The 20176-nt window shown below is 47.8% G+C and carries 13 protein-coding genes and 5 pseudogenes; 10 read left to right on the top strand and 8 right to left on the bottom strand.

Features of this window, described 5'->3' with window-relative positions; translation table 11 throughout:
• The first annotated feature begins 15 nt into the window (after positions 1–15).
• Positions 16–1121, top strand: a pseudogene (locus JCM12259_RS14160) (hypothetical protein).
• A gap of 197 nt (positions 1122–1318) precedes the next feature.
• On the opposite strand, the pseudogene JCM12259_RS14155 reads toward JCM12259_RS14160, so the two are convergent.
• The 4 genes and pseudogenes from JCM12259_RS14155 to JCM12259_RS06045 all read right to left on the bottom strand — a co-directional run bounded on the left by JCM12259_RS14155 (position 1319) and on the right by JCM12259_RS06045 (position 3938).
• Positions 1319–1824: pseudogene (locus tag JCM12259_RS14155) on the bottom strand (histidine phosphatase family protein).
• Between the two features lie 286 nt (positions 1825–2110).
• Positions 2111–2503 carry a hypothetical protein gene (locus JCM12259_RS06055; RefSeq protein ID WP_025065779.1) on the bottom strand — a complete coding sequence of 131 codons (393 nt, stop codon included), beginning with the start codon at positions 2501–2503 and terminating at the stop codon, positions 2111–2113.
• A gap of 123 nt (positions 2504–2626) precedes the next feature.
• Positions 2627–3334 carry a hypothetical protein gene (locus JCM12259_RS06050; protein ID WP_025065778.1) on the bottom strand — a complete coding sequence of 236 codons (708 nt, stop codon included), beginning with the start codon at positions 3332–3334 and terminating at the stop codon, positions 2627–2629.
• A 13-nt stretch (positions 3335–3347) separates the two neighbouring features.
• Entirely contained in the window at positions 3348–3938 is a 591-nt protein-coding gene (locus JCM12259_RS06045) for a hypothetical protein (RefSeq protein ID WP_025065777.1), read from the bottom strand.
• A 433-nt stretch (positions 3939–4371) separates the two neighbouring features.
• Here JCM12259_RS06045 and JCM12259_RS06040 point away from each other — a divergent pair, with 433 nt between their 5' ends.
• The 5 genes and pseudogenes from JCM12259_RS06040 (at position 4372) to JCM12259_RS14145 (ending at position 10785) form a co-directional block, all read left to right on the top strand.
• On the top strand, positions 4372–5025 hold the full coding sequence (locus tag JCM12259_RS06040; protein ID WP_025065776.1) for a DUF308 domain-containing protein: 654 nt from the start codon (positions 4372–4374) through the stop codon (positions 5023–5025).
• Positions 5026–5133: 108 nt separating this feature from the next.
• Positions 5134–6904: pseudogene (locus JCM12259_RS14150) on the top strand (hydroxymethylglutaryl-CoA lyase-like TIM-barrel protein).
• Positions 6905–6925: 21 nt separating this feature from the next.
• Complete coding sequence (locus JCM12259_RS06030) at positions 6926–7186, top strand: SemiSWEET family transporter (protein ID WP_025065775.1); 261 nt, start codon at positions 6926–6928, stop codon at positions 7184–7186.
• A 127-nt stretch (positions 7187–7313) separates the two neighbouring features.
• Complete coding sequence (locus JCM12259_RS06025) at positions 7314–7850, top strand: HDIG domain-containing metalloprotein (protein ID WP_025065774.1); 537 nt, start codon at positions 7314–7316, stop codon at positions 7848–7850.
• Positions 7851–7954: 104 nt separating this feature from the next.
• Positions 7955–10785, top strand: a pseudogene (locus JCM12259_RS14145) (putative LPS assembly protein LptD).
• Positions 10786–10865: 80 nt separating this feature from the next.
• On the opposite strand, the gene JCM12259_RS06015 reads toward JCM12259_RS14145, so the two are convergent.
• The 3 genes from JCM12259_RS06015 to JCM12259_RS06000 all read right to left on the bottom strand — a co-directional run bounded on the left by JCM12259_RS06015 (position 10866) and on the right by JCM12259_RS06000 (position 13951).
• The gene (locus tag JCM12259_RS06015) at positions 10866–12239 is read right to left on the bottom strand and encodes a hypothetical protein (protein WP_025065773.1); all 1374 of its coding nucleotides are present in this window, start codon (positions 12237–12239) and stop codon (positions 10866–10868) included.
• Positions 12240–12636: 397 nt separating this feature from the next.
• Positions 12637–13290, bottom strand: a complete 654-nt coding sequence (locus tag JCM12259_RS06005; RefSeq protein ID WP_025065771.1) for a DUF4230 domain-containing protein — start codon at positions 13288–13290, stop codon at positions 12637–12639.
• A complete protein-coding gene (locus JCM12259_RS06000) occupies positions 13271–13951 on the bottom strand; it encodes a DUF4230 domain-containing protein (RefSeq protein WP_025065770.1) in 681 nt (226 codons plus the stop codon). Before JCM12259_RS06000 ends, JCM12259_RS06005 begins: the two co-directional genes overlap by 20 nt.
• An 82-nt stretch (positions 13952–14033) precedes the next feature.
• Between JCM12259_RS06000 and JCM12259_RS05995 the strand changes: the two genes are divergently transcribed.
• Positions 14034–14612: a DUF4738 domain-containing protein gene (locus JCM12259_RS05995; RefSeq protein WP_025065769.1), complete on the top strand. Its 579-nt coding sequence runs from the start codon at positions 14034–14036 to the stop codon at positions 14610–14612.
• Between the two features lie 57 nt (positions 14613–14669).
• On the top strand, positions 14670–15437 hold the full coding sequence (gene trmB / locus JCM12259_RS05990) for a tRNA (guanosine(46)-N7)-methyltransferase TrmB (RefSeq protein ID WP_025065768.1): 768 nt from the start codon (positions 14670–14672) through the stop codon (positions 15435–15437).
• Between the two features lie 5 nt (positions 15438–15442).
• On the opposite strand, the gene JCM12259_RS05985 is transcribed toward trmB, so the two are convergent.
• The gene (locus JCM12259_RS05985; protein WP_051559203.1) at positions 15443–17515 is read right to left on the bottom strand and encodes a glycosyl hydrolase 115 family protein; all 2073 of its coding nucleotides are present in this window, start codon (positions 17513–17515) and stop codon (positions 15443–15445) included.
• 675 nt (positions 17516–18190) lie between these two features.
• Between JCM12259_RS05985 and JCM12259_RS17525 the strand changes: the two genes are divergently transcribed.
• A complete protein-coding gene (locus tag JCM12259_RS17525; protein WP_262499173.1) occupies positions 18191–18325 on the top strand; it encodes a hypothetical protein in 135 nt (44 codons plus the stop codon).
• Between the two features lie 33 nt (positions 18326–18358).
• Positions 18359–19961 (top strand): annotated as a pseudogene (locus tag JCM12259_RS14135) (hypothetical protein).
• The last annotated feature ends 215 nt before the right edge of the window (positions 19962–20176 follow it).

Raw genomic sequence — 20176 nt, 5'->3', positions numbered from 1 at the left:
TAAAAGCCTACGATTATGAAGAAGATAATGGCAATCCTCACAGCACTGTTCACATTCACAGTCTGTGCACAAGCGATGAGTTATCGACAGGCAAGAGAACAGGCTCTGTTTCTTACCGATAAGATGGCTTATGAACTCAATCTGACGGATGATCAGTATGAGGCTGCTTATGAGATCAACCTCGATTATCTGATGAGCATCGATGATTATGCCGACCTTTACGGAGCATATTGGCGTCAACGCAACATCGATCTCGGTTATATCTTACTCGACTGGCAGTATCGGGCTTATTGCAGAGCCAACTACTTCTATCGACCCTTGTATTGGATGAAGGTTACTGGCACTTCGGCGTTTACGCACGTTATCCGCATAGAGATTACTTCTATTTCGGTCGTCCGACATTTTTCAGTGTATATTGCGGAGATCACAGTTGGCGGATGAATGGCGGACGGAGTTGGTATAGCGGACGCACTTTCAGACCTCATTACAGTGAACATTACATCGGGATGCGCGACGGATTTGATCGTGGAGACTTCGGACGAGGCTCCGTGATGATCGTCAACTCCGGTAACACGCAGTTTATCAAATATGAGAACGCCCGCGATTACCAGCGCAACAGCCCGTTCGGCAACAACCGCTCATTCGGCGAGGGAAACCGTAATATCGATAGACCGCGCTCATTTGGAGGAGGAAACAGAAACATAGATCGTCCCCGCTCGTTCGACAACGGCAATTATGAAACTGCCCGCTCCCGCTCGTTCGGACAGGAATCGGCTGGCAACAACCGTGTACGTTCCTTCGGACAAAGCAGCACAAGAACCACCGTGGGTTACGGTTCGGGGATGCCGCAGAGAGAGTTTGGCGGCTCAGAAACCCGCCGCAGTTTCTTCGACAGCCGCAACTCGCGTAGCAACAACACCTTTGGCGGCGGCCATTTCGGCGGCGCGTCCCAACAGAGCACTTTCACCCGATCGTTCGGCTCATCGTCACGCAGCTTTGGTGAATCCGACAGCAGCATGACAGGCCGGAGTTTCGGAGGTGGCAATAGCAATGCATCCACCCGCAGTTTCGGCAGTAGCAGCAACAGCGGTGGTGGCGGACACTTCGGCGGACGAAAATAAAATAGACAGCTTTCCAATAGTAGAGTTATAAAAAACAAACAGTAGAGTTATAATATCAGCGTTCTAAATTAGATCAATAGGATTAGGAAAAAGATGGAATCAGGATAGATGTTAATCAATGGTAATAAATCAGAGAGTTATTAATGAGAGAGAGGGGACAGCCTGTGACAGGCAGTTCCCTTTTCCATTTTATAGTATCAGAGCTTTAACACCCGCACTTCCGCGTTAGCCATCTTTTGTATTTCGGTCATAGGTTTACCATAAAAGACACTCTGAATGGCTTTATTGATAATGCCATGCCCCACGGCCAGCACCGTCTGGTTGGGATAATCGGATTTGAGTTTATCCAGAAACCGTTGGGCACGCGCCTTGATGGCATCCAGCGTCTCCACATTGGCAGGCCACGTCTTCCCTTTCAGGTCGGGGATAAAAGCTCCCGTGAAGTCGCCCCAGTCGCGCTCACGGAGCAGACTGCTTGTCCTCACCTCCTTGTGGTGAGGTTTCGCAATGATTTCGCACGTGGCATAAGAGCGAGCCAAATCACTGGCTATGAAGCATCGATAGCCACCTCGCGCATTTTGTCGCACACCGCTTGGGCCTGTCTGACACCCGTATCGTTCAACTCGCCGGGTCTCTGCCCCTGCAAGATCTGCCGTACATTGTCCACGGTCTCACCATGGCGCACCAAATATAATGTAGTCATCTGTCCTTATTCCTTTTATTGATCGAACTGCGCAAAAATACACAAAATAATCGGGACAACAAAAGAATCACCCCCAATCGACTCATTTCCCACCAAATGAGAAGTATAGGACTTGTGGGGCACAAGTCCTATACCTGTGCCCCACTTCTATACGACTACTCATAAACACTGATAGAGGCTATCGGCCGCCAGCCTCTATCAGCGCATGTAAAGAATAGCCACCTCCCCCCGCTACATTCACGGCAATCGCTCGTGTATGCACTGCTGCGAGTTGGTGGTTCGGCATTTAATTCATCTCATGTCCTCGGTCTTTCAAACCGAAGATCACACTCCAGCCCGAGCGCCTATCCTTCCTGATCGACAGGGCTAAATAAATCCATAGTGCCTGAACAAGGAATCCGGCAAAATTAAGCATCACATCGTGCGTCCCCATTCCCAAGTGAAGAAAGGCGGCACACACAAAGTTGACGATCAGTAAAGCATAAAAGCCGATTACGCCCCATCGCTGCCTACAATAGATTCCCACGAGGCAGGCCATGACACCTAACCTGAAACAAAAGTCATATGTATTGGATTCCAAAGTGAGGGCACCCAATAAGGGGACAATAAGATAGATTATGTCTAATAACAAGATCAATCTTACCCAGATACTAAGCGGATTTTCGTGTGTTGTTGTCATAAATGTTAAATTTTAATTGTTTGCTAATATCGTTATCCGATTATAGAGAGTATCATATTATTTACAGAATTGGCAGAATTTCTAACGAGAGGATAATATTCAAAAACTGCCAAATAGTTATAGCTAACATCTCAGAACACATGCTGCAGCTGCTGCTGCAATCATTGAACCTGTACAACCTCCTCTTGTAAGGAGGTCTGGCGTTACACACATAATGTGACACCGTGGATCCTTGGCACAACTCTCAGACGCAGTTTGAAATACCCGACGAACACAATTAGACCAAGATTCCTTTCCTTGTGGCGGAGGTAACATTCTTGTTAAACAACTAACCTCGGTACCCTTATCTGAATATACCTTATCAAGTTTAAAACTAATGTTGTTTTCTTTGTGTGTTACTCGATAATCAGCAAGCTCCGTTCCATCACTAAAAGAGACACAAGCCTTAGAGCTATTTGAAATCAGTATATCAGAAAGGTCCATATAGATCGCATAATATTGTGAGTGCTTATAATCTGCACAGACTACCATTGTTCCCTTAGGAGTATCTTCATCCCCGACAGGAATTATATAGCTATCTACATAATAGTCATCATATGATTGTTTACTCACATGATTCAAGTTTATACTACCAAGATCAAGTCCATGACTACGAACCATTAATTGGAAATCACTTGTTTTAAAATAATTGGAGAGCTCTGCATTGTCACTAGATAGGCTTCCCTTCATTTCAGAAACATCTGTTGTTCCATCTAACTCATCTTGCGAACAAGAGAAAACGATTATGCCCAATAAAGCACAAAACGCCGTAATTAGAAAAGTCTTTTTCATTTTAATAATTTATTTAATTATTAAAGAAATATGTATTAAGTAGGCCACTATCCTCCCTTAGCGGTCTTAATACTTTCGTTATTCTCCCATCTTTTGTAGCCATAAAAAGGTATGGTGCAGAACTATCATCAACTGGACGAGGCTGTTTGCCTTTAATCAAGTACACATTGTTTTTAATCTTAGAATATAATAGAAATGCCCTAAGCATCTCTGGATCATAGTAGTGTATTAAGTAGATTACATTCTTATCTTCCTTATGTGCTAAAATATAGTTTTGAAGAGATAAAACGCACGACCAGCAATTGTCTGTCGATAGGCTAGCATATACTTTTTTATCACTAAGAATATCTGCAAATAGAATTTCTCTACCTTTGCTTACTAATTTAATCGAATCAGATCTTAGTTTACGATTCTGTAAATCCCAAGAAAGACCCATAATATCACGATAATTTACAATTGTGCTATGGGCATATCTCAACTGAATTTGAAGAGAATCTTCCACCTTCTCCAAGCAAACAATTTTATTTCTACCATATATACAGAGAGCAATGAAAGCACTCAGGAATATGATCATTAATACAGTTAGTTGTAGTTTTCCTTTCATAGTAAAACCTCCATTCTGTTATTATTTGATACATTCTTCAGCAAAGATATGAAAAAAGTGATATTGGTTGTTCACTTAACGGTAACTATTTTCCATAAATACCTATTTATTAGGATAGACTGTGAATAAAATAGTAATTCACAGGTCGTATATACTAATAAATAGTGATCTTTTGGACTACAATACTGTCTTAATACACTGATCAATCAATCTCTCAAACTCCTCATAGCATCAGCTCATTTCCCACTCAATGAGAAGTATAGGACTTGTGGGCCACAAGTCCCATACCTGTGCCCCACTCCTATACGACTTCTCACAGCACATAAATATGGGCGATTTCTGTCGGTTTTACATGGATTCTTCGTACTTTTGCAACCGCAAGATGACGCCGCAGTGACAGGCGACCATCGAGTTTAATAAAAATCAAGAGGTTATGAAATTGATCCAAACATCTTTCTTCCGTGCAGCCGTCGCGCTAATTGTGGGTGCACTGCTGATCAAATACCGTCAGGATATGGTGACATGGCTCACGGTGAGTATCGGCATACTGTTTTTTCTCTCAGGACTCATCACCTGCATTGTTTATTATGTGTCGCTGCATGATGATCGGGCCACTGCGACCGACGTGCCCGAAGCGGCGCAACCCGACAGCAAACCCACCTTTCCCATTGCCGGTTTAGGGAGTTTGATCCTAGGTGTTATCCTCGCGTTGGCACCAAATACGATAGTGGATTGGATGACCTATATTCTCGGTGGCATTCTCATCCTGGGCTCCATCGGCCAATATGTGATGCTGGCCGGCCTCGCCAAGCACACCCGTGTGGGCATGATCTATTGGCTGATGCCCACGCTGGTGTTTCTCGTGGGCCTGACGGCCATAGTCAAACCCGACTGGATAAGCACGGCCCCACTGTTTGTCATCGGTTGGACGATGATTCTCTACGGCATCGTTGAGTGTATCAACGCATTCAAGATCATGAACATGCGGCGACAGATGGCTCGCCAGGCACAGTCGGGCGCTCCGGTCGACGCAGTGGCAATCGAGACACAGACCGGAGAAGAGACGCCGCAGGAGCCGGCAGACTGACAGGCCGGCAGCGACAGGCCACCGGAAAAAAAGTAACGGGATGGTCTGTCATTTGATATTTTTTGCCTACTTTTGCAGGCTGTATAGCGAATGAATATAGACAGAATTATGAAGAAGAAAATACAGTTTAGTCTCGTTTATCGAGATATGTGGCAGTCTTCCGGGAAGTTTCAGCCACGCAAGGATCAACTGGAGCGCATAGCACCAGTCATTATCGAGATGGGATGTTTCGCCCGTGTGGAAACCAATGGTGGTGCTTTCGAGCAAGTCAACCTATTGGCCGGCGAGAACCCCAACGATGCGGTGCGCGCCTTCTGTAAACCTTTCAACGAAGCGGGTATCAAGACGCACATGCTCGACCGCGGTCTGAACGCGCTCCGCATGTACACCGTGCCCGACGACGTGCGGGCCATGATGTATCGCGTGAAGCATGCGCAAGGCGTGGACATCCCTCGCATCTTCGACGGACTCAACGACGTGCGCAACATCATCCCCAGTATCAAATGGGCCAAGGAGGCGGGAATGACACCGCAGGGCACACTCTGCATCACCACCTCTCCGATCCACACGCTCGAGTATTATACGAAGATCGCCGATAAGCTCATAGCTGCCGGCGCCGAAGAAATATGCCTGAAAGATATGGCCGGTATCGGTCAGCCTGCACTTTTGGGCAAGCTTACTAAAGCCATCAAGGACAAGCATCCGGAAATCATCATCGAATACCACGGCCACTCGTCCGGGACTCTCGATGGCATCGATTCTCGAAGTCTGTAATAACGGTGCCGACATCATCGACACGGCGATCGAACCGCTCTCTTGGGGTAAGGTTCACCCGGACGTCATCTCGGTGCAGAGCATGCTGAAAAACGAAGGATTCGATGTCCCCGAGATCAACATGAACGCCTATATGAAGGCGCGCGCGCTGACGCAAGAGTTCATAGACGATTGGTTGGGTTACTTCATCAACCCTCAAAACAAACTGATGAGTTCACTACTCTTAGGGTGCGGCCTGCCCGGCGGTATGATGGGATCGATGATGGCCGATCTGGGGGGCATTCGCACCACGATCAACAACATCCGCAAGAAGAAAGGAGACCCCGAACTGTCTATGGACGACATGCTCGTGAAACTCTTCGACGAGGTGGCTTACGTATGGCCGCGCGTGGGCTATCCCCCACTTGTGACACCGTTCTCACAATACACCAAGAACATCGCCTTGATGAATCTCCTCACCCTGGAACAGGGCAAGGGCCGATTTGTCATGATGGACGACTCGATGTGGGGCATGATCCTCGGCAAGAGTGGTAAGATCCCCGGCGAGGTGGCTCCCGAACTCGTGGAGTTGGCCAAGAAACAAGGGCGCGAGTTTACCGATGCCGATCCGCATACGCTGTTGAAGAACAACCTCGAAGATTTCAGAAAAGAAATGGACGAGAACGGCTGGGATTACGGACAAGATGAGGAGGAGCTGTTCGAACTCGCCATGCATCCCGAGCAGTATCGTAATTATAAGAGCGGACAGGCCAAGAAGAATTTCCTGGCCGACTTGCAGAAAGCCAAAGACGCCGCACTTGGCAGTAAGGTTACACCCGAACAGTTGTCTGCTTTCAAGCACGCCAAGGCCGATGCCATCGTTGCACCGGTTAAGGGTCAGGTGTTTTGGGAGTTCAATGGCGACGGCGAATGTGCTCCGACGGTTGAGCCATTCATCGGCAAAGACTATCGCGAGGGCGACGCATTCTGCTACCTGCAAGCACCCTGGGGCGAATTTGTTACTGTTCCGGCAGCACTGGGTGGCAAACTCGTTGAGATCAATGCCAAACAGGGTGCCAAAGTGAACAAAGGAGATGTGATCGCTTATATCGAAAGAGCGCAATAATAATTTAAATAAAGTACAATTATGGACAAGAGCAAATTTTTTGAACGTGTAGGCTGGGTCGGCATGGTGACATCCATATTGATGTATGTCTTTTACTTCCGCGTGATCCAGCAGAATCTGAGTGGACATCCGGGCGACCCACTTCAACCGTTGATGGCCGGTATCAACTGCACGCTGTGGGTGTGCTATGGCCTCTTCAAGGAGAAACGCGACTGGCCTATCACCATCGCCAATGCACCGGGTGTGATCTTCGGTTTCATCGCAGCTTACACATCGTTTTAAAATAAAGGGCGAATCGATCAGCATCATATCACAGCCAACGCTGTGGTAAGGTGCTGATTGTCGTTTCAGTCAGTGGCAGGAAACGATGCCCGATGCCATCAAGCAGACCGAACCACGTATTGAGGATATGGATTATCAGAAGATTATAGACAAATACTATACAGAGGATAACGAATTACGGCATATTCTGCTGACACACAGCAAGAGCGTGACGGCACGCGCGCTGCGCATTGTCGACCGCCATCCTGAATTACAGGTAGACCGACGCTTCATCGAAGAAGCTGCCATGCTGCACGACATCGGCATCATTCATTGCGATGCGCCGGGCATTCAATGCTTCGGTACGCAACCTTACATCCGTCATGGCATGCTCGGTGCGGAAATGCTGCGGGCCGAAGGATTCCCGAGGCATGCTCGGGTGTGCGAGCGACACACGGGCGCCGGAATCTCGATCGAAGACATCCGAAGTCAGGGACTACCCTTGCCCGAACAAGATTTCCTGCCCGAGACATGGGAAGAGCAAGTGATCTGCTACGCCGACAAGTTTTACAGCAAAACGCATTTGGAGCAAGAGAAGACTTTGGAGCAAGCCCGCCAGAGTCTTGCCAAGTTTGGGACAGCAGGTTTAGCACGCTTCGATAAGTGGGTAAAGATGTTCGAATAGATTGAGAAGGTGTCTACTCGTCAACTCGTTTGCTGATGAGATGATACGTTAAAAATAGAAAATCAGACGCACATTCCTTATTAATTAAGTACATTTGTAGCCCAATGAGAAGAAAGTCACTGATTGTTTTATTACTGTTTGCCGTTGTTTTTGTGATGGCAAGCACATCTCTTCCTCTCTTGCAGCGCAAACGGAAGAGTGTGCAGCGCGATTCGGTGGCGATGAACGATTCTGTCCGTCGAGACACCAACAATAGCGTGATCCCTGACACAACCCAAATGGATTCGTTGCAGTTGGCCGTCTACCATCATAACAAAGCTATTGACGACTCAATTCACTTAGATTCTCTTAACCGGAAAAAGAAAAACGGCATTGATGCGCCTGTGGTTTACTCTGCATCCGACTCTCTCGTCTACTATGCTGCCACCAATACAGCCTATCTATTCGGCTCCTCAAAAGTGAAGTACGAATCGATGGACCTCGCCAGTGATAAAATCTATATGAGCTTAGACAGCAGCCTGGTTCACGCAACGGGATCGCGAGACACCACGGCTAAAGACGGGTTGAAGAATAAGCCCGTGTTTAAGATGGGGGGAAGCGAGTATGAGAGTGACACGATGGCGTTTAACTTCAAGACCAAGAAAGGACTCATCGAGAACGTTCGGACACAGCAGGAGGAAGGATTCTTGTTCAGCAAACGGTCGAAACGCAATGAGAACGGCGATATTTATTTGGAACACGGCCGCTATACCACCTGCGATAAGGATTGCCCCGACTTCTATATCTCTCTGTCTCGGGCCAAGGTGCGCCCGGGGAAGGATGTTGTCTTCGGACCGGCTTACTTGGTTGTGGCCGATGTGCCGCTGCCGTTGGCCATTCCGTATGGTTTCTTTCCTTTCTCAAAGAAATACAGCAGCGGTTTCATCATGCCTTCTTACGGCGATGAGAGTACACGCGGTTTCTATCTACGCGACGGCGGCTACTATTTCGCTATCAGCGACATCTGGGATCTGAAACTGCTCGGTGAGATTTACACCAAGGTTCGTGGGGACTCTCCGCAGCCAGCAACTATAACAAAAGATACCGCTATTCGGGTAGCCTTTACCTGAGTTATCAAGATACGAAGACCGGAGACAAAGGCCTGCCCGATTATGCTCGCCAACAGAGCTACAAGATTCAATGGAACCACCGGCAAGACTCCAAAGCCAATCCGTTTAGTACTCTCTCGGCAAGTGTCAATTTCGCTTCGTCCAGCTATGAGCGTAACAACTTGTCGAGTCTTTATAATCCGCAGACACTCACGCAGAGCACGCGGACGTCTTCGGTCAACTGGTCGGTCAATTTTTCGAGCATTGGCATGTCGTTGAGTTCCACTGCCAATCTGAATCAGAATATGCGCGACTCGTCTATTGCAATGACACTGCCCGACTTGAATATCTCTATCAGTCGGTTTTATCCATTCCGTCGTCGTCATCAGGCCGGAAAAGAGCGATGGTATGAAAAGATCTCCATGAGTTATACGGGCCAATTGTCTAATTCGATCAACACAAAGGAAGATCAACTGATGCACTCCAATCTGATCAAAGACTGGAGAAACGGCATGCAACACAGTATCCCGGTTAGCGGAACCTTCACACTGTTTAATTATATCAACGTCAATCCCTCATTTAATTTTACAGACCGAATGCTCTCCAACAAGATCAAACGCTCATGGGATGCCTTCGGTCAGAAAGAAGTTAAAGACACCGTCTATGGCTTTCACAACGTGTATGATTGGCGGATGAGTGTCAGCGCGAGTTCCAAGCTGTATGTTTTCTATGTCCCCAACCGCAAACTCTTCGGCGATAAGATTCAGGCCGTTCGCCACGTCTTCACACCGCAGGTGAGTTTCAACTACGCACCAGATTTCGGCTCACGTCGTTACGGCTACTATGATTCGTATTTAAAGACCGACGCCGATGGCAATGTCTCGCTCGTTGAATATTCGCCCTTCCAGGAAGCACTGTACACGGCACCGGGAAAAGGCAAAACGGGAAGCATATCCTGGGATGTCGCGAACAACATCGAGATGAAAGTCAAAAGCGATAAAGACTCCTCCGGTTTCAAGAAAATCAGTATCATTGACGAGCTTGGGGCCACGATGTCGTATAATATGGCAGCCAAAGAGCGGCGATGGAGCGACCTCACGATGCGCGTCCGGCTGAAATGGTGGAAGAGCTACACCTTTAATATGAATGCCGTATTCTCCACTTACGCTTACGAGTTAGATGATAATGGTCAGCCGTATGTGGGCACTCACACCGAATGGGGAAAAGGACGATTCGGCCGATTCCAAGGCATGTCACAGAATATATCGTTCACCCTAAGTCCCGAACAGTTGAAGAAATGGTTCGGCGGCTCGGATAAGAAAGAGGAGGATAAAAAGAAGAAGCCAAACGACGACGAAGGCATGGACACCGACATCGAGAGCAACGTAGACGACAGTATGATCGAAGGACAGCGCGGCGCCAAAAAGCATGACGAAGCAGGTAAAGCCGAGACCGATGCCAATGGATATATGAAGTTTAAAATGCCGTGGTCGCTCACCTTCGGATATGGAATCACGATGCGTGAGAATACCGGTGGCACGTTCAATACCAACACCATGCGCTATCCTTACAAGTTTACGCAGACGCTGAACGTGAGCGGCAACATACGCATCAGCGACGGATGGAACATCAGTTTCTCGTCGGGCTACGACTTTGAAAACCATGCTATCAGCATGACCACAGCCTCGTTACAACGCGATTTGCACTGTTTCAACATGAGTTGTTCGGTTGTTTTGGCTCCTTACACCAGTTACAACTTCACTTTCCGGTGCAATGCCAGCACCCTGACCGACGCACTTAAATATGACAAACGCAGCAGTTACAACAGTGCTGTGCAGTGGTATTGATTCTGTGATGAAAGATAAACATCGGATTACTCCAACCAGAGTAATCCGATGTTTGTATGATGAGGGCAGCGTTATGCTACTTATTCCTTAATCAGATGCACGCGCAAAGGCACGACCACGCCTTCCACGGCAGTCCCATTGACACTTGTCAACTTCAACTTCAAATTCAGGAAGATACCTTCTTTGCGAGCCTCCACAATCTCAAAGATCGGATTCTCGAAATAAAGATCAAGCGTAGAACCACTTCCCGAAGCCGGCTTCCACACGGTGACAATAGAACTCCCATTGCCCCTTGTCTCCTTTTCAGGCCACAAATCAATATGATTCCCATCACGGCGAACACCCATTTGCACCTTCTCTATCCACGCCCGCACAGGTGAAGCACTCATCTGCGCGAGTTTGTCGCCGTCGGGCGTAGTCCGAAACTTCTTTCCGAAATATTTGCCTAACTCCGTGCTATTGGCCAACAGCAGATCTTTGTTCAGGTCGGCGAGGGGCTTAAATCCGTTAAGCGTTTGTTCAAACTGAGCCAGCTCCGTTTCCTTCCCATCGTTGGCCAAGAGTTTCAGCGTCACAGATATCGTGTTGTCGCCGTCATTTTTTATTTTATGTAAGATGCGGGGAATAAACTTCGCGTGATCATATTGCAGCAATCCGGCATAAAACACGTCGATATGCTCATACACGCCACGCATATAAAACCCTTTGACAGCCTCTGTATGGAGCGAAACCTGATGCTTGTAATACGCATTTTTATCAAACGACAGCTGTGGCGCACCATTCACGCCGCTACCCGTGTTACCTTTGATGCCTTTATAGGTGACGACAAACGAAATTGTCCCCGCACGACTTCCCGATGCAGAGAACCGAATATCGCTGATCGTGGTTTGCGCAAGATCTTCCGGCGTAAACACATAGCGACGAGAACCATCGGGGGCCGACGCCGTGAAATCTACAAACTGCGACCAGTAAGCCGTGGTGAATTTAGACAAATCGCCGAGGCGATAGAGCGTGTCAAAATCAAAATCCTTCTGAAACGCTATGTTGCTTTTCCACGTCGCCACTACGCGTTTGGCCATCGCCTCATCCGTGGGCTTCTGTGCAAATCCATCAAAGTTAACGTTCTTGTTAAATGCCTTGCCTGCCACAGTGCCCGCCACCACCACCGTGAATGAGCCAGCTTGCTCGTCGCGGCTCACCTCGTTGACAGCAGTGACATGGATCTGTCTGCCGTCGACAGTCTTCGCACCCTTCGTGGCTTTCACCTTCTCCAAAGCCTGATAAACGGTGAGACCTTGATTCAAATCAAAATATTTGGCTAATTCCTCATTCTTCACTTTCTGCATTTCGGTATTCGGCGGTGTCGGAGTGTGTTTCCCATTGTCGATAGGCTCGTCTTTGCTGCAAGCCGACATCACGGTGCATAAAGCAATAGCTATTAATACTTTCTTCATCTCTTACTACTTTTCGTGTTATTAAAAAAAACGTCATCCTGATTTGATCTACACTCAACTTGTTGCGTGCAAAGGTAATAATAAAATTCCATTTCCCTATCTACCCTGATCTATCGCAGCTACGAAATCTCCCTCAACACAGCAAAAGGGCGAAAAACAGCTCCCCTCAGCCAGCCACCCGTTCTTGTTTTTCTGATTTTTTGCTCGTCGGGATTCTCCGACAGCTCATTTCTCTTCCGAGCAGCTCGTCGGGGCATCCCGAAACGCTGTTTTTCTGATTTTTGCTCGTCGGGACTCCCCGACAGCTCATTTTTCTTCCGGACAGCTCGTCGGGGTATCCCGAAACGCTGTTTTTCTGATTTCTTGCTCGTCGGGACTCTCCGACGCTTTATTTTTCTCAATTTGGACGTTTGGGGATGCCTATTGATGGTTTTTCAACTTGAATGTTCACTTTTTTATAGCCCATCGACAGCATCAGTTTATGAAATTGGTTGCGAGCATTTTGCTCGGCAGTGTTGATATTTTGACGCGTCAGACATCGGCGGAGCATCGCTTGATAAGCTCGCTGATAGAGATTTTCACGATCTTGCCCCGTCCATGTGCCGCTTTCGAAAAACGAAACCGTGCGCGCTTCATCGATAAAGTCTTGATCTAAGAGTCGGACGGATGGCAATCGAACGGCAATAGAATCTTTCTCAACTTTGATCCAACCCGGTTTGGCTTCACGAAGATTGATCCCAAGGCGCAGCGTACCATAATATATACGTACCAATTCGCTGTCGCCGAAGAATCCGTAGGAAACCGTATCGATGAGTTCTTCGTCACTGATGGAGAGAAACTCCCATTCGCCGATTTCTTCGATAGCACGTATCTGGGTGGGGGTTACGCTGATTCGATCGTTTTGTTCGATACCGACCGAAGTGCCTTTAAGCAAAAAGAAAACGATGATCAATAAAAGAATGGGTGCTGCGATGGCAACAATGAGTGACAAGCCATGCAGACGCGACATCCAATCGAGCACGGAAAGGAATCTATGGGTTGACTTTTTCATTTCGTTCTGACGTTTGATTCAAGAGTGAAGTGAGATCATGGAGGGAGAATTGTTTGCGGAATGTAACGGTGATATCTTTTTCGTCATATCCCATTTGCCGAAACATCGGGATGAGAATGTGAGCTGCACTGGCTTGTGCTTGTTCGATAATCCCCATCCGTGGAATATCATTGATAATGGCTTGTCGACCTTGTCGTTCGTAGGATGACAGTTCTTCGTCGGTGAAATGCGATCGAGTGAGCGCCACAAATTGTCTGACATCACCATTATTGATACGACTCGACGTGAGGACAACGCGCGGATCTGGAAGAATGATTTCGATCTTTCGGCCGTTGCGATGAATATGATCAGCCGAGAAATCACTGAAATCCACATAGGCTTTTAGAGTTGCATCCATCGGGATTGCTACTTTTCGCTTGCCCAAAGGCAGATTGATACTGAAGTCATGGTGCAGAAACGAGCCGGTAAGTTTCTTTTGATCATCGTGCGTAATGATTTTATGCACACGAAATTCTGTGGTGTATAAACGCGAACATTTCTGGATCTGCAACACCATCATCGGTAGGGTATCCACAGGATCGGTCTTGTCGGCCGTCTTTCTCCGTGTACAAGAGAAAGCAACGAGTGTGATCAAGGATAGAAACAACAGGCTTTTCTTCATCTTCTCGACTGATTAATTTGTTTGCAAAGATAAGCATTTACGGTCAATTTTAGTACCTTTGCACGCAAAGCGATATAAAACGATGAGAAAGATTCAATTTATATGTCTGTGGATGCTGATAATCGGGGCGCTGACAGCATGCCACAGCAAGCGTAATTCTAATGAGATCATTGCCAAGAAACCCTCTGTTGTGCGGTCGACAAAAACACTCAAGATGGGTGATTATGTGCAGACGCGCCAGATAGAATGGCTGGGAAGCATTTATACGATTACCGTTCGGTTTGCTGCGGATCCGTCGTTGCCGACTGTTTCAGACGACAATCAAAAATATTTCGACAATCGAATCGAGCTTCAGATATTGAGAAAAGACGGCAGCGAGTTTTTCAGTCGTAGTTTTACCAAGGCCGACTTCCAGGGTTCTATTGATGAATCATACCGCAAAAACGGTGCTTTACTGGGCATCGTTTTCAATTGTGCAGAAGGCGACAATCTTTATTTCGCAGCCAGTGTGGGGTCACCCGACAAGTCAAGCGATGAGTATGTGCCTCTGGTGTTGAAGTTATCCAAAATGGGAGGAGTCACCATCAGCAAAGACAATCAGTTGGATACGGGCAGCGATGTTGGCTCTGATAAAGAGGAAAATGATAACGACGGCGTATGAGCACGCATCAAACGCAGATCTTACAAAGAGTAGATTTCCCGCTATTTTTTACATGCTATGAGTAAAGGCAAGTTACAGAAGTTTGCTGAAATGGAGACATTCAGCAATGTTTTTCAATATCCTTTCGCTGCCATGGAGGGTGTTTCGTTCGATATGCAAGGTTTTTGGCGTGAACGATTCTTTCACAACGATCATCCCATCATACTTGAATTGGGTTGCGGCAAAGGCGAATACACTGTGGGATTGGCCAAACTTTATCCCGAAATCAACTTCATCGGAGTGGACATCAAAGGCGCAAGAATGTACACGGGCGCTAAACAAGCACTGGATGAAAACCTACAAAATGTAGCCTTTTTGCGCACCAATATTGAGATCATCGACCGTTTTTTCGGGCCTGATGAAGTGCAAGAGATTTGGTTGACATTCAGTGATCCGCAGATGAAAAACGTGCACAAACGACTCACGAGTACGTTTTTCATGGCGCGTTATCGCCGCTTCTTGACAGACCGGGGCATTATTCATTTGAAAACCGACAGCAATTTTCTCTTCACTTACACCTCGTTGATGGTAGAGCACAATCATCTTCCGCTTCTTTTCAAGACCGAAGATCTTTATCATTCGCAGTTATCCGAAGAGCATTCGCCGTTGCTCGACATTCGCACTTATTATGAATCAATGTGGATGGAGCGCGGACTGAATATCCGATATCTGCAATTCCAACTCCCGCACGACGGTCAATTGACCGAACCCGAGGTTGAAATTCCGCTCGACGAATACCGTAGTTATCATCGTTCGAAGCGCAGCAGCCGCTCCACCAGCAAGTAAATGATTTATTGAGCAGGTCTGATCGGGAAGATATAGAATGCCCGATTGGGCGTGAAGTCGAGCATCCATTGATCGACAATGATTGTTGCTCCCACGGCTTTCAACGTCAGCGTGTGACTTCCTTTCGCGATATTGATCGGAAGATTGAGGCGCACTTGCCCCTGCAACACATTGTTTTCCCAATCCTTAGAACGATAATCTGTTTCCACCGGGATGGTCATCGGTGTTGCGCCATCCATGCCGACGGCGAGCAACCGCGTGTGTTTCGTGTCCGTAGGAGTGGGTATCAGCGCGATGCGCAACACGGCATTGCCGCTCCGCTCGGCGTAAAACGAATAAACCAGCGAACCGTTTTGCGGAATCAATACGGCTTTCACACTGTGTCCCAGCATGTCAATCTGCTGCACGTCGGGTGTTGACGAGACATATTCACACGCATTTTTGACCGTGCATCCGTCGAGATTCACTTTGGATTGGGGCACTTCTGTCGTTGCATATTGTTTGATTTCCTGTTCCGAAAGACGATCGGGCAAATTCGGTTCGGCAAACACCGGCAGGTTGCGCGGCGCCATATTCATCAGTCCTTTCCATTTTCCCCCAGCCAGTTTGTCGTTATAATAGGCCGTGAGTTGCTGAATCTCGCGATAAGCTTTGACGCTGTTGGCAGCCGAAGCGAGGGCTTCGCTGTCATGATGGAACGACTGCGGACGCGCCAATTCGCGCGCTTCCTGCGCTTGAAGTTGCTTGTTGGCCATGGCGGCGGCAGCCCAAACGGGATATTTAACAGCCGCAAAAAACGCATCGCGAAGCATTGCCGGAACATCTCGCTCGATTTCCTGCACAGCCACTCGCAGCCTGTCATAGTTGCTCAGATAGGTTTCCAACTCATCTCCAAACGCATTTGCATTCAATGCCGTGTGCTGAATGGCCCGCAGCTGACCAGCCGAGCGATTCCATCCCATCCACTCCGGTCGACGAATACCCGTGAGATGATAAAACTGTTGCATCACAGGGCGCAGACGATCAGCGGCTTTTCGCCCTGCAATTTGCTGTAAAACGCCGTCTACATAGCGGTTAGTCGCATCGCGTTTGACGGTATTTGGATTCCATGCCAGATCCATCGCGAGCGACAACGGGATTATGGCTGATTTGGGATTCGTCACATGCACCACCCACAACTGGTTGATTCCACGCTCGTAAGCAGTCTTCAATTCATGGCAGACAAGCCCCGGCTGAATCGTGGTGAGCCACAGATCATCGTGCGGACGACCGGCAGCGTTGAGGTGATAAGACAAGGCGCTGTGAGCGTTGGGCCGCTTATGAACACCCTCGGAATCGCTCGTGAGATAACCGAAACCGTCGTCGTGCAACATGAAATGTACGGAAATCGATTTCTTCTTGCCCTTGACATAAGAGAAAAGATGTGTCTTCGTGCCGACGAACAGATCGAAATTGTCGGCCAACTCCACATTATCTTTGATGGCGGTGAAGTCGTCCCACGCAGCCTCTTCACTCCAAAGCGTGTTGGCGCGCAGCCGCAGCATCAGCTCGAAAAGGCGCCGATAAGTAACCGGCCCGAGTCTTTTACTCGCCGATTGGCGATCGATCGTAGCCTGGCTCCATGGAATCAGGTTGACATCTTGCTCATCGAAAGCAATGGCCCGATGCTCAACGGCCGGCGACTGAACAGTGCTGAATTGCTCGTTCATCACCAATCGCTGTTGGCGCTCAGGCACGATGTCGCCCCACCACACCCAAGGCGAAACACCGGCAATGCGCGACAGTTCGAGCACACCATACGCCGTGCCGCGCGCATTGCTGCCCATCACAATGATCTTACCCTTTTTCACACCGATATAAAAGGCATCCGGCTTGGTGATAATCTGACCGACAGGAAGCCGAAGATTGTCGATCTGCTTAAACTCTTTGTTATTCAGCAGATCGAGTTGATAAATCTCGATAGGCGCATTGACACGTGCTGCAGCCGGAAGTCCCGTGACCGCCTGCATGTCTGATGCAAACATGTCGAGCGCAATACCCACAACGGGCGATAATTTTTCTTGTGTGGAATACGTCACTTGTGTTGTTCCGTCAAACCAAACCACGTTGCAGCCATCGAAACGTTTGGGAAAAGCAGAATAAAAAAAGCAATAAACAGTCTGAAATTCATCATCTTCATTTGTCGTTGATTGTCATGCAAAGTTACGCAAAAAACAATGTATTCCATCGTTAAGTATAAATTTCTTTGTGAAACATTTGCCCGTTTAAGAATCTTTACTTACCTTTGCCCCCGGTTTTTCGCCTTCGCCCCCTAAGTTAGGGGGATGGGGGTCTGAACAAGCGAGGCCGATCAAAAAGAGCAATCAAGATATGATAAAACAAGCAAATATAAACAGCAATAACGTGATGCAAAAGAACAGCAACTCTCTTGCATCTTTTAACGGTTTATATTTGCATATCTCGGAAAAAGTCTTAACACACACACACACACACACATCTTACCTGGCATAAATGCCTTTCACGTCTCACCCTACGCGCGCGCGAGGGGAGACGACTAACCCCCAATAAACAAAGGGCTTCTCGGAGTTCCCTTTGTTCGCTTTTTTATGCCCTTTTGTGAACTCAATTTAAAACAAAATAAGAACGAAATAACAGCTATTTTAATCAAGAAAGTTATGAGAAAAGAACAAGCTAAGAGGGATTATTCTGCACCTAGTTGCATGATCATCCAAATGAACGAAACCACTAATTTGATGGACACGTCTTTCCCGACTACTCAGCACAGACCAGGTCATCATGGCGGCACCATTTCAAGTGCTAAGTCATCAATGCCATGGGAGGATGAAGATGAAGACGAGGACGAAGAGAATCCATCATGGGAAGACTAACAGAGAGTTATTAACAAACAGAACAAAGTAACAATGAAGAAAACAATGAAACAACATTCATTTACCGCACGACTAAAGTCTTTGGCTTTCGTGTTCGGCATAGCGATGGTATTTGCTTCCTGTGCTAATGAGGATGTAGACCAGAACCCAACGAACACCAATGAGGATAACGACAAGAACCTCACTACTTTTGTTACTGGTGACGAGACTAAGACCCGCACCTCAATGGATTACAACAGTGGAAACTTCTATTGGGAGAAAGACGATTATATCTACGTAAAGGACGACGACGGGGTATTGCAAAAGAGTACGAACGCTCCAACGAGCAAGGTAGCTGCTTTTAAGTATATGGTTCCTGGAAAGTTTACTGCAAGTAGTAGTTATAAGGTTTATTACTTGGGCAAGAACAGCAGCGGCAACTCAGTAAGTATCTCAACGGCCCAGAGCCAAACAGCTCCAGACAATACTGCGCACTTTGGCACAGCAGGCGATTACGGTACTGCAACTGCAAATAAGGTGACAGGCAAAAATCAGTTTGCGTTCGAATTGGAGCATCAGCCAGCTTACTTGGTTTTCCAGCCTTACACAAGTAACACTGTACTGCAAGGCTGCTACTTAACAAAGGTGGAGGTAAGCTCCGACAACGATATCGCTGCGACCTACACTGTCAACGCAACAACGGGTGCTTTAGATGCTTCCACAGTAACAGACGGCACTAAGATATCTTAACGACACAAGACGCAACAAGTGGTAGCAGTTACAACAATGGCTTCCCACTGACTAACAGCGCAGCCAGCGTAACAACTAACGGAGCTTACATGGTGATTAAGCCAGGAACTCATACTTTAAAGGTACGTTACTGGGTAAAGGACATGGTAACAAATGTGGAGGGCACCATAACCAAGACATATCCATCTACAGCATACGCTTCGAACACTTACTACGATATGACCGCACAACTTGACGTAAAGAACTACGAGGGCGACAAATACTATATGTGGGACGCACAGGAACAGTACTGGAAGGGGCATGAATGGAACCTTGGTGGCAGCCAGCCAACACTGACGACTCAGTCTGCCAGCAGCGACTACCCCAAGAGCAACACAGACCCACGTTACTACCACGAGGGCGGCGGTTCAGGTCGCTTCGATGCTACCCGCAGTTCATTTAACAACGTACCAAACGTTAACGAGATGTCTTGGTATTGCATGTACGGCGATCCACGTTGGGACGCAGACGAGTTATGGACTACTATGGGTCATTTATATAAAGGCGGCATGTGGTTTAAGAAGAAGTCCGTGTTACAAAGCAAGGGTCATTACAGTACCGAGAAATCTGCCGACGGTACAACCGACCTGCGTACAACGTACAAGAGCTATAGCAACAGCAATAGTAGTATTAACAACTCTGGCCTCCCTTCCGCAGTCGACGCAGGTAATTACTTCTATCTGCCGCCTTGGGTTTCTACAACTCTGGGCAGCTGAGCGGCGTTGGCTTCATCGGCATCTATTGGTCGTCAAGTGCTGACCCAGTGCTCAGCAACCGCGCGTACGTCCTGAGCTTCGCCAGTGGTAGCGTCGGCGTGAGCAACGGCTACGGCCGCGACGGCGGGTACAGGGCAGAGGCGTGGGAGTGAGCCGGGCGAATATTCTTTTACTGATGGCGCACAGAATAATTCTTATGTATGAGTCCGTGCACCGGCTGCATGAACCAAAAAGAATTTCCGACGGGGCCATGCACCTGCTGCACGGACCAAAAAGAATTTCCGACGGGGCCACGCACCGCTGCACGGACCAAAAAGAATCTCCGACAGGGCCGTGCACCGGCTGCACGGACCAAAAAGAATCTCCG

This window comes from Hoylesella enoeca JCM 12259, assembly GCF_000613405.1.
GTDB lineage: Bacteria > Bacteroidota > Bacteroidia > Bacteroidales > Bacteroidaceae > Prevotella > Prevotella enoeca.
Note: the sequence above shows the minus strand (reverse complement) of the source record. Positions and strands in the feature narration are given on the sequence as shown.

Bases quoted from the DNA above. Each gene is read 5' to 3' on its own strand.
- trmB (WP_025065768.1), top strand. From the start codon at position 14,670: ATGAGTAAAGGCAAGTTACAGAAGTTTGCTGAAATGGAGACATTCAGC.
- JCM12259_RS06015 (WP_025065773.1), bottom strand. From the start codon at position 12,239: ATGAAGAAAGTATTAATAGCTATTGCTTTATGCACCGTGATGTCGGCT.
- JCM12259_RS06005 (WP_025065771.1), bottom strand. From the start codon at position 13,290: ATGAAAAAGTCAACCCATAGATTCCTTTCCGTGCTCGATTGGATGTCG.
- JCM12259_RS05995 (WP_025065769.1), top strand. From the start codon at position 14,034: ATGAGAAAGATTCAATTTATATGTCTGTGGATGCTGATAATCGGGGCG.
- JCM12259_RS06000 (WP_025065770.1), bottom strand. From the start codon at position 13,951: ATGAAGAAAAGCCTGTTGTTTCTATCCTTGATCACACTCGTTGCTTTC.
- JCM12259_RS06040 (WP_025065776.1), top strand. From the start codon at position 4,372: ATGAAATTGATCCAAACATCTTTCTTCCGTGCAGCCGTCGCGCTAATT.
- JCM12259_RS06030 (WP_025065775.1), top strand. From the start codon at position 6,926: ATGGACAAGAGCAAATTTTTTGAACGTGTAGGCTGGGTCGGCATGGTG.
- JCM12259_RS17525 (WP_262499173.1), top strand. From the start codon at position 18,191: ATGGACACGTCTTTCCCGACTACTCAGCACAGACCAGGTCATCATGGC.
- JCM12259_RS06045 (WP_025065777.1), bottom strand. From the start codon at position 3,938: ATGAAAGGAAAACTACAACTAACTGTATTAATGATCATATTCCTGAGT.
- JCM12259_RS06025 (WP_025065774.1), top strand. From the start codon at position 7,314: ATGGATTATCAGAAGATTATAGACAAATACTATACAGAGGATAACGAA.
- JCM12259_RS06050 (WP_025065778.1), bottom strand. From the start codon at position 3,334: ATGAAAAAGACTTTTCTAATTACGGCGTTTTGTGCTTTATTGGGCATA.
- JCM12259_RS06055 (WP_025065779.1), bottom strand. From the start codon at position 2,503: ATGACAACAACACACGAAAATCCGCTTAGTATCTGGGTAAGATTGATC.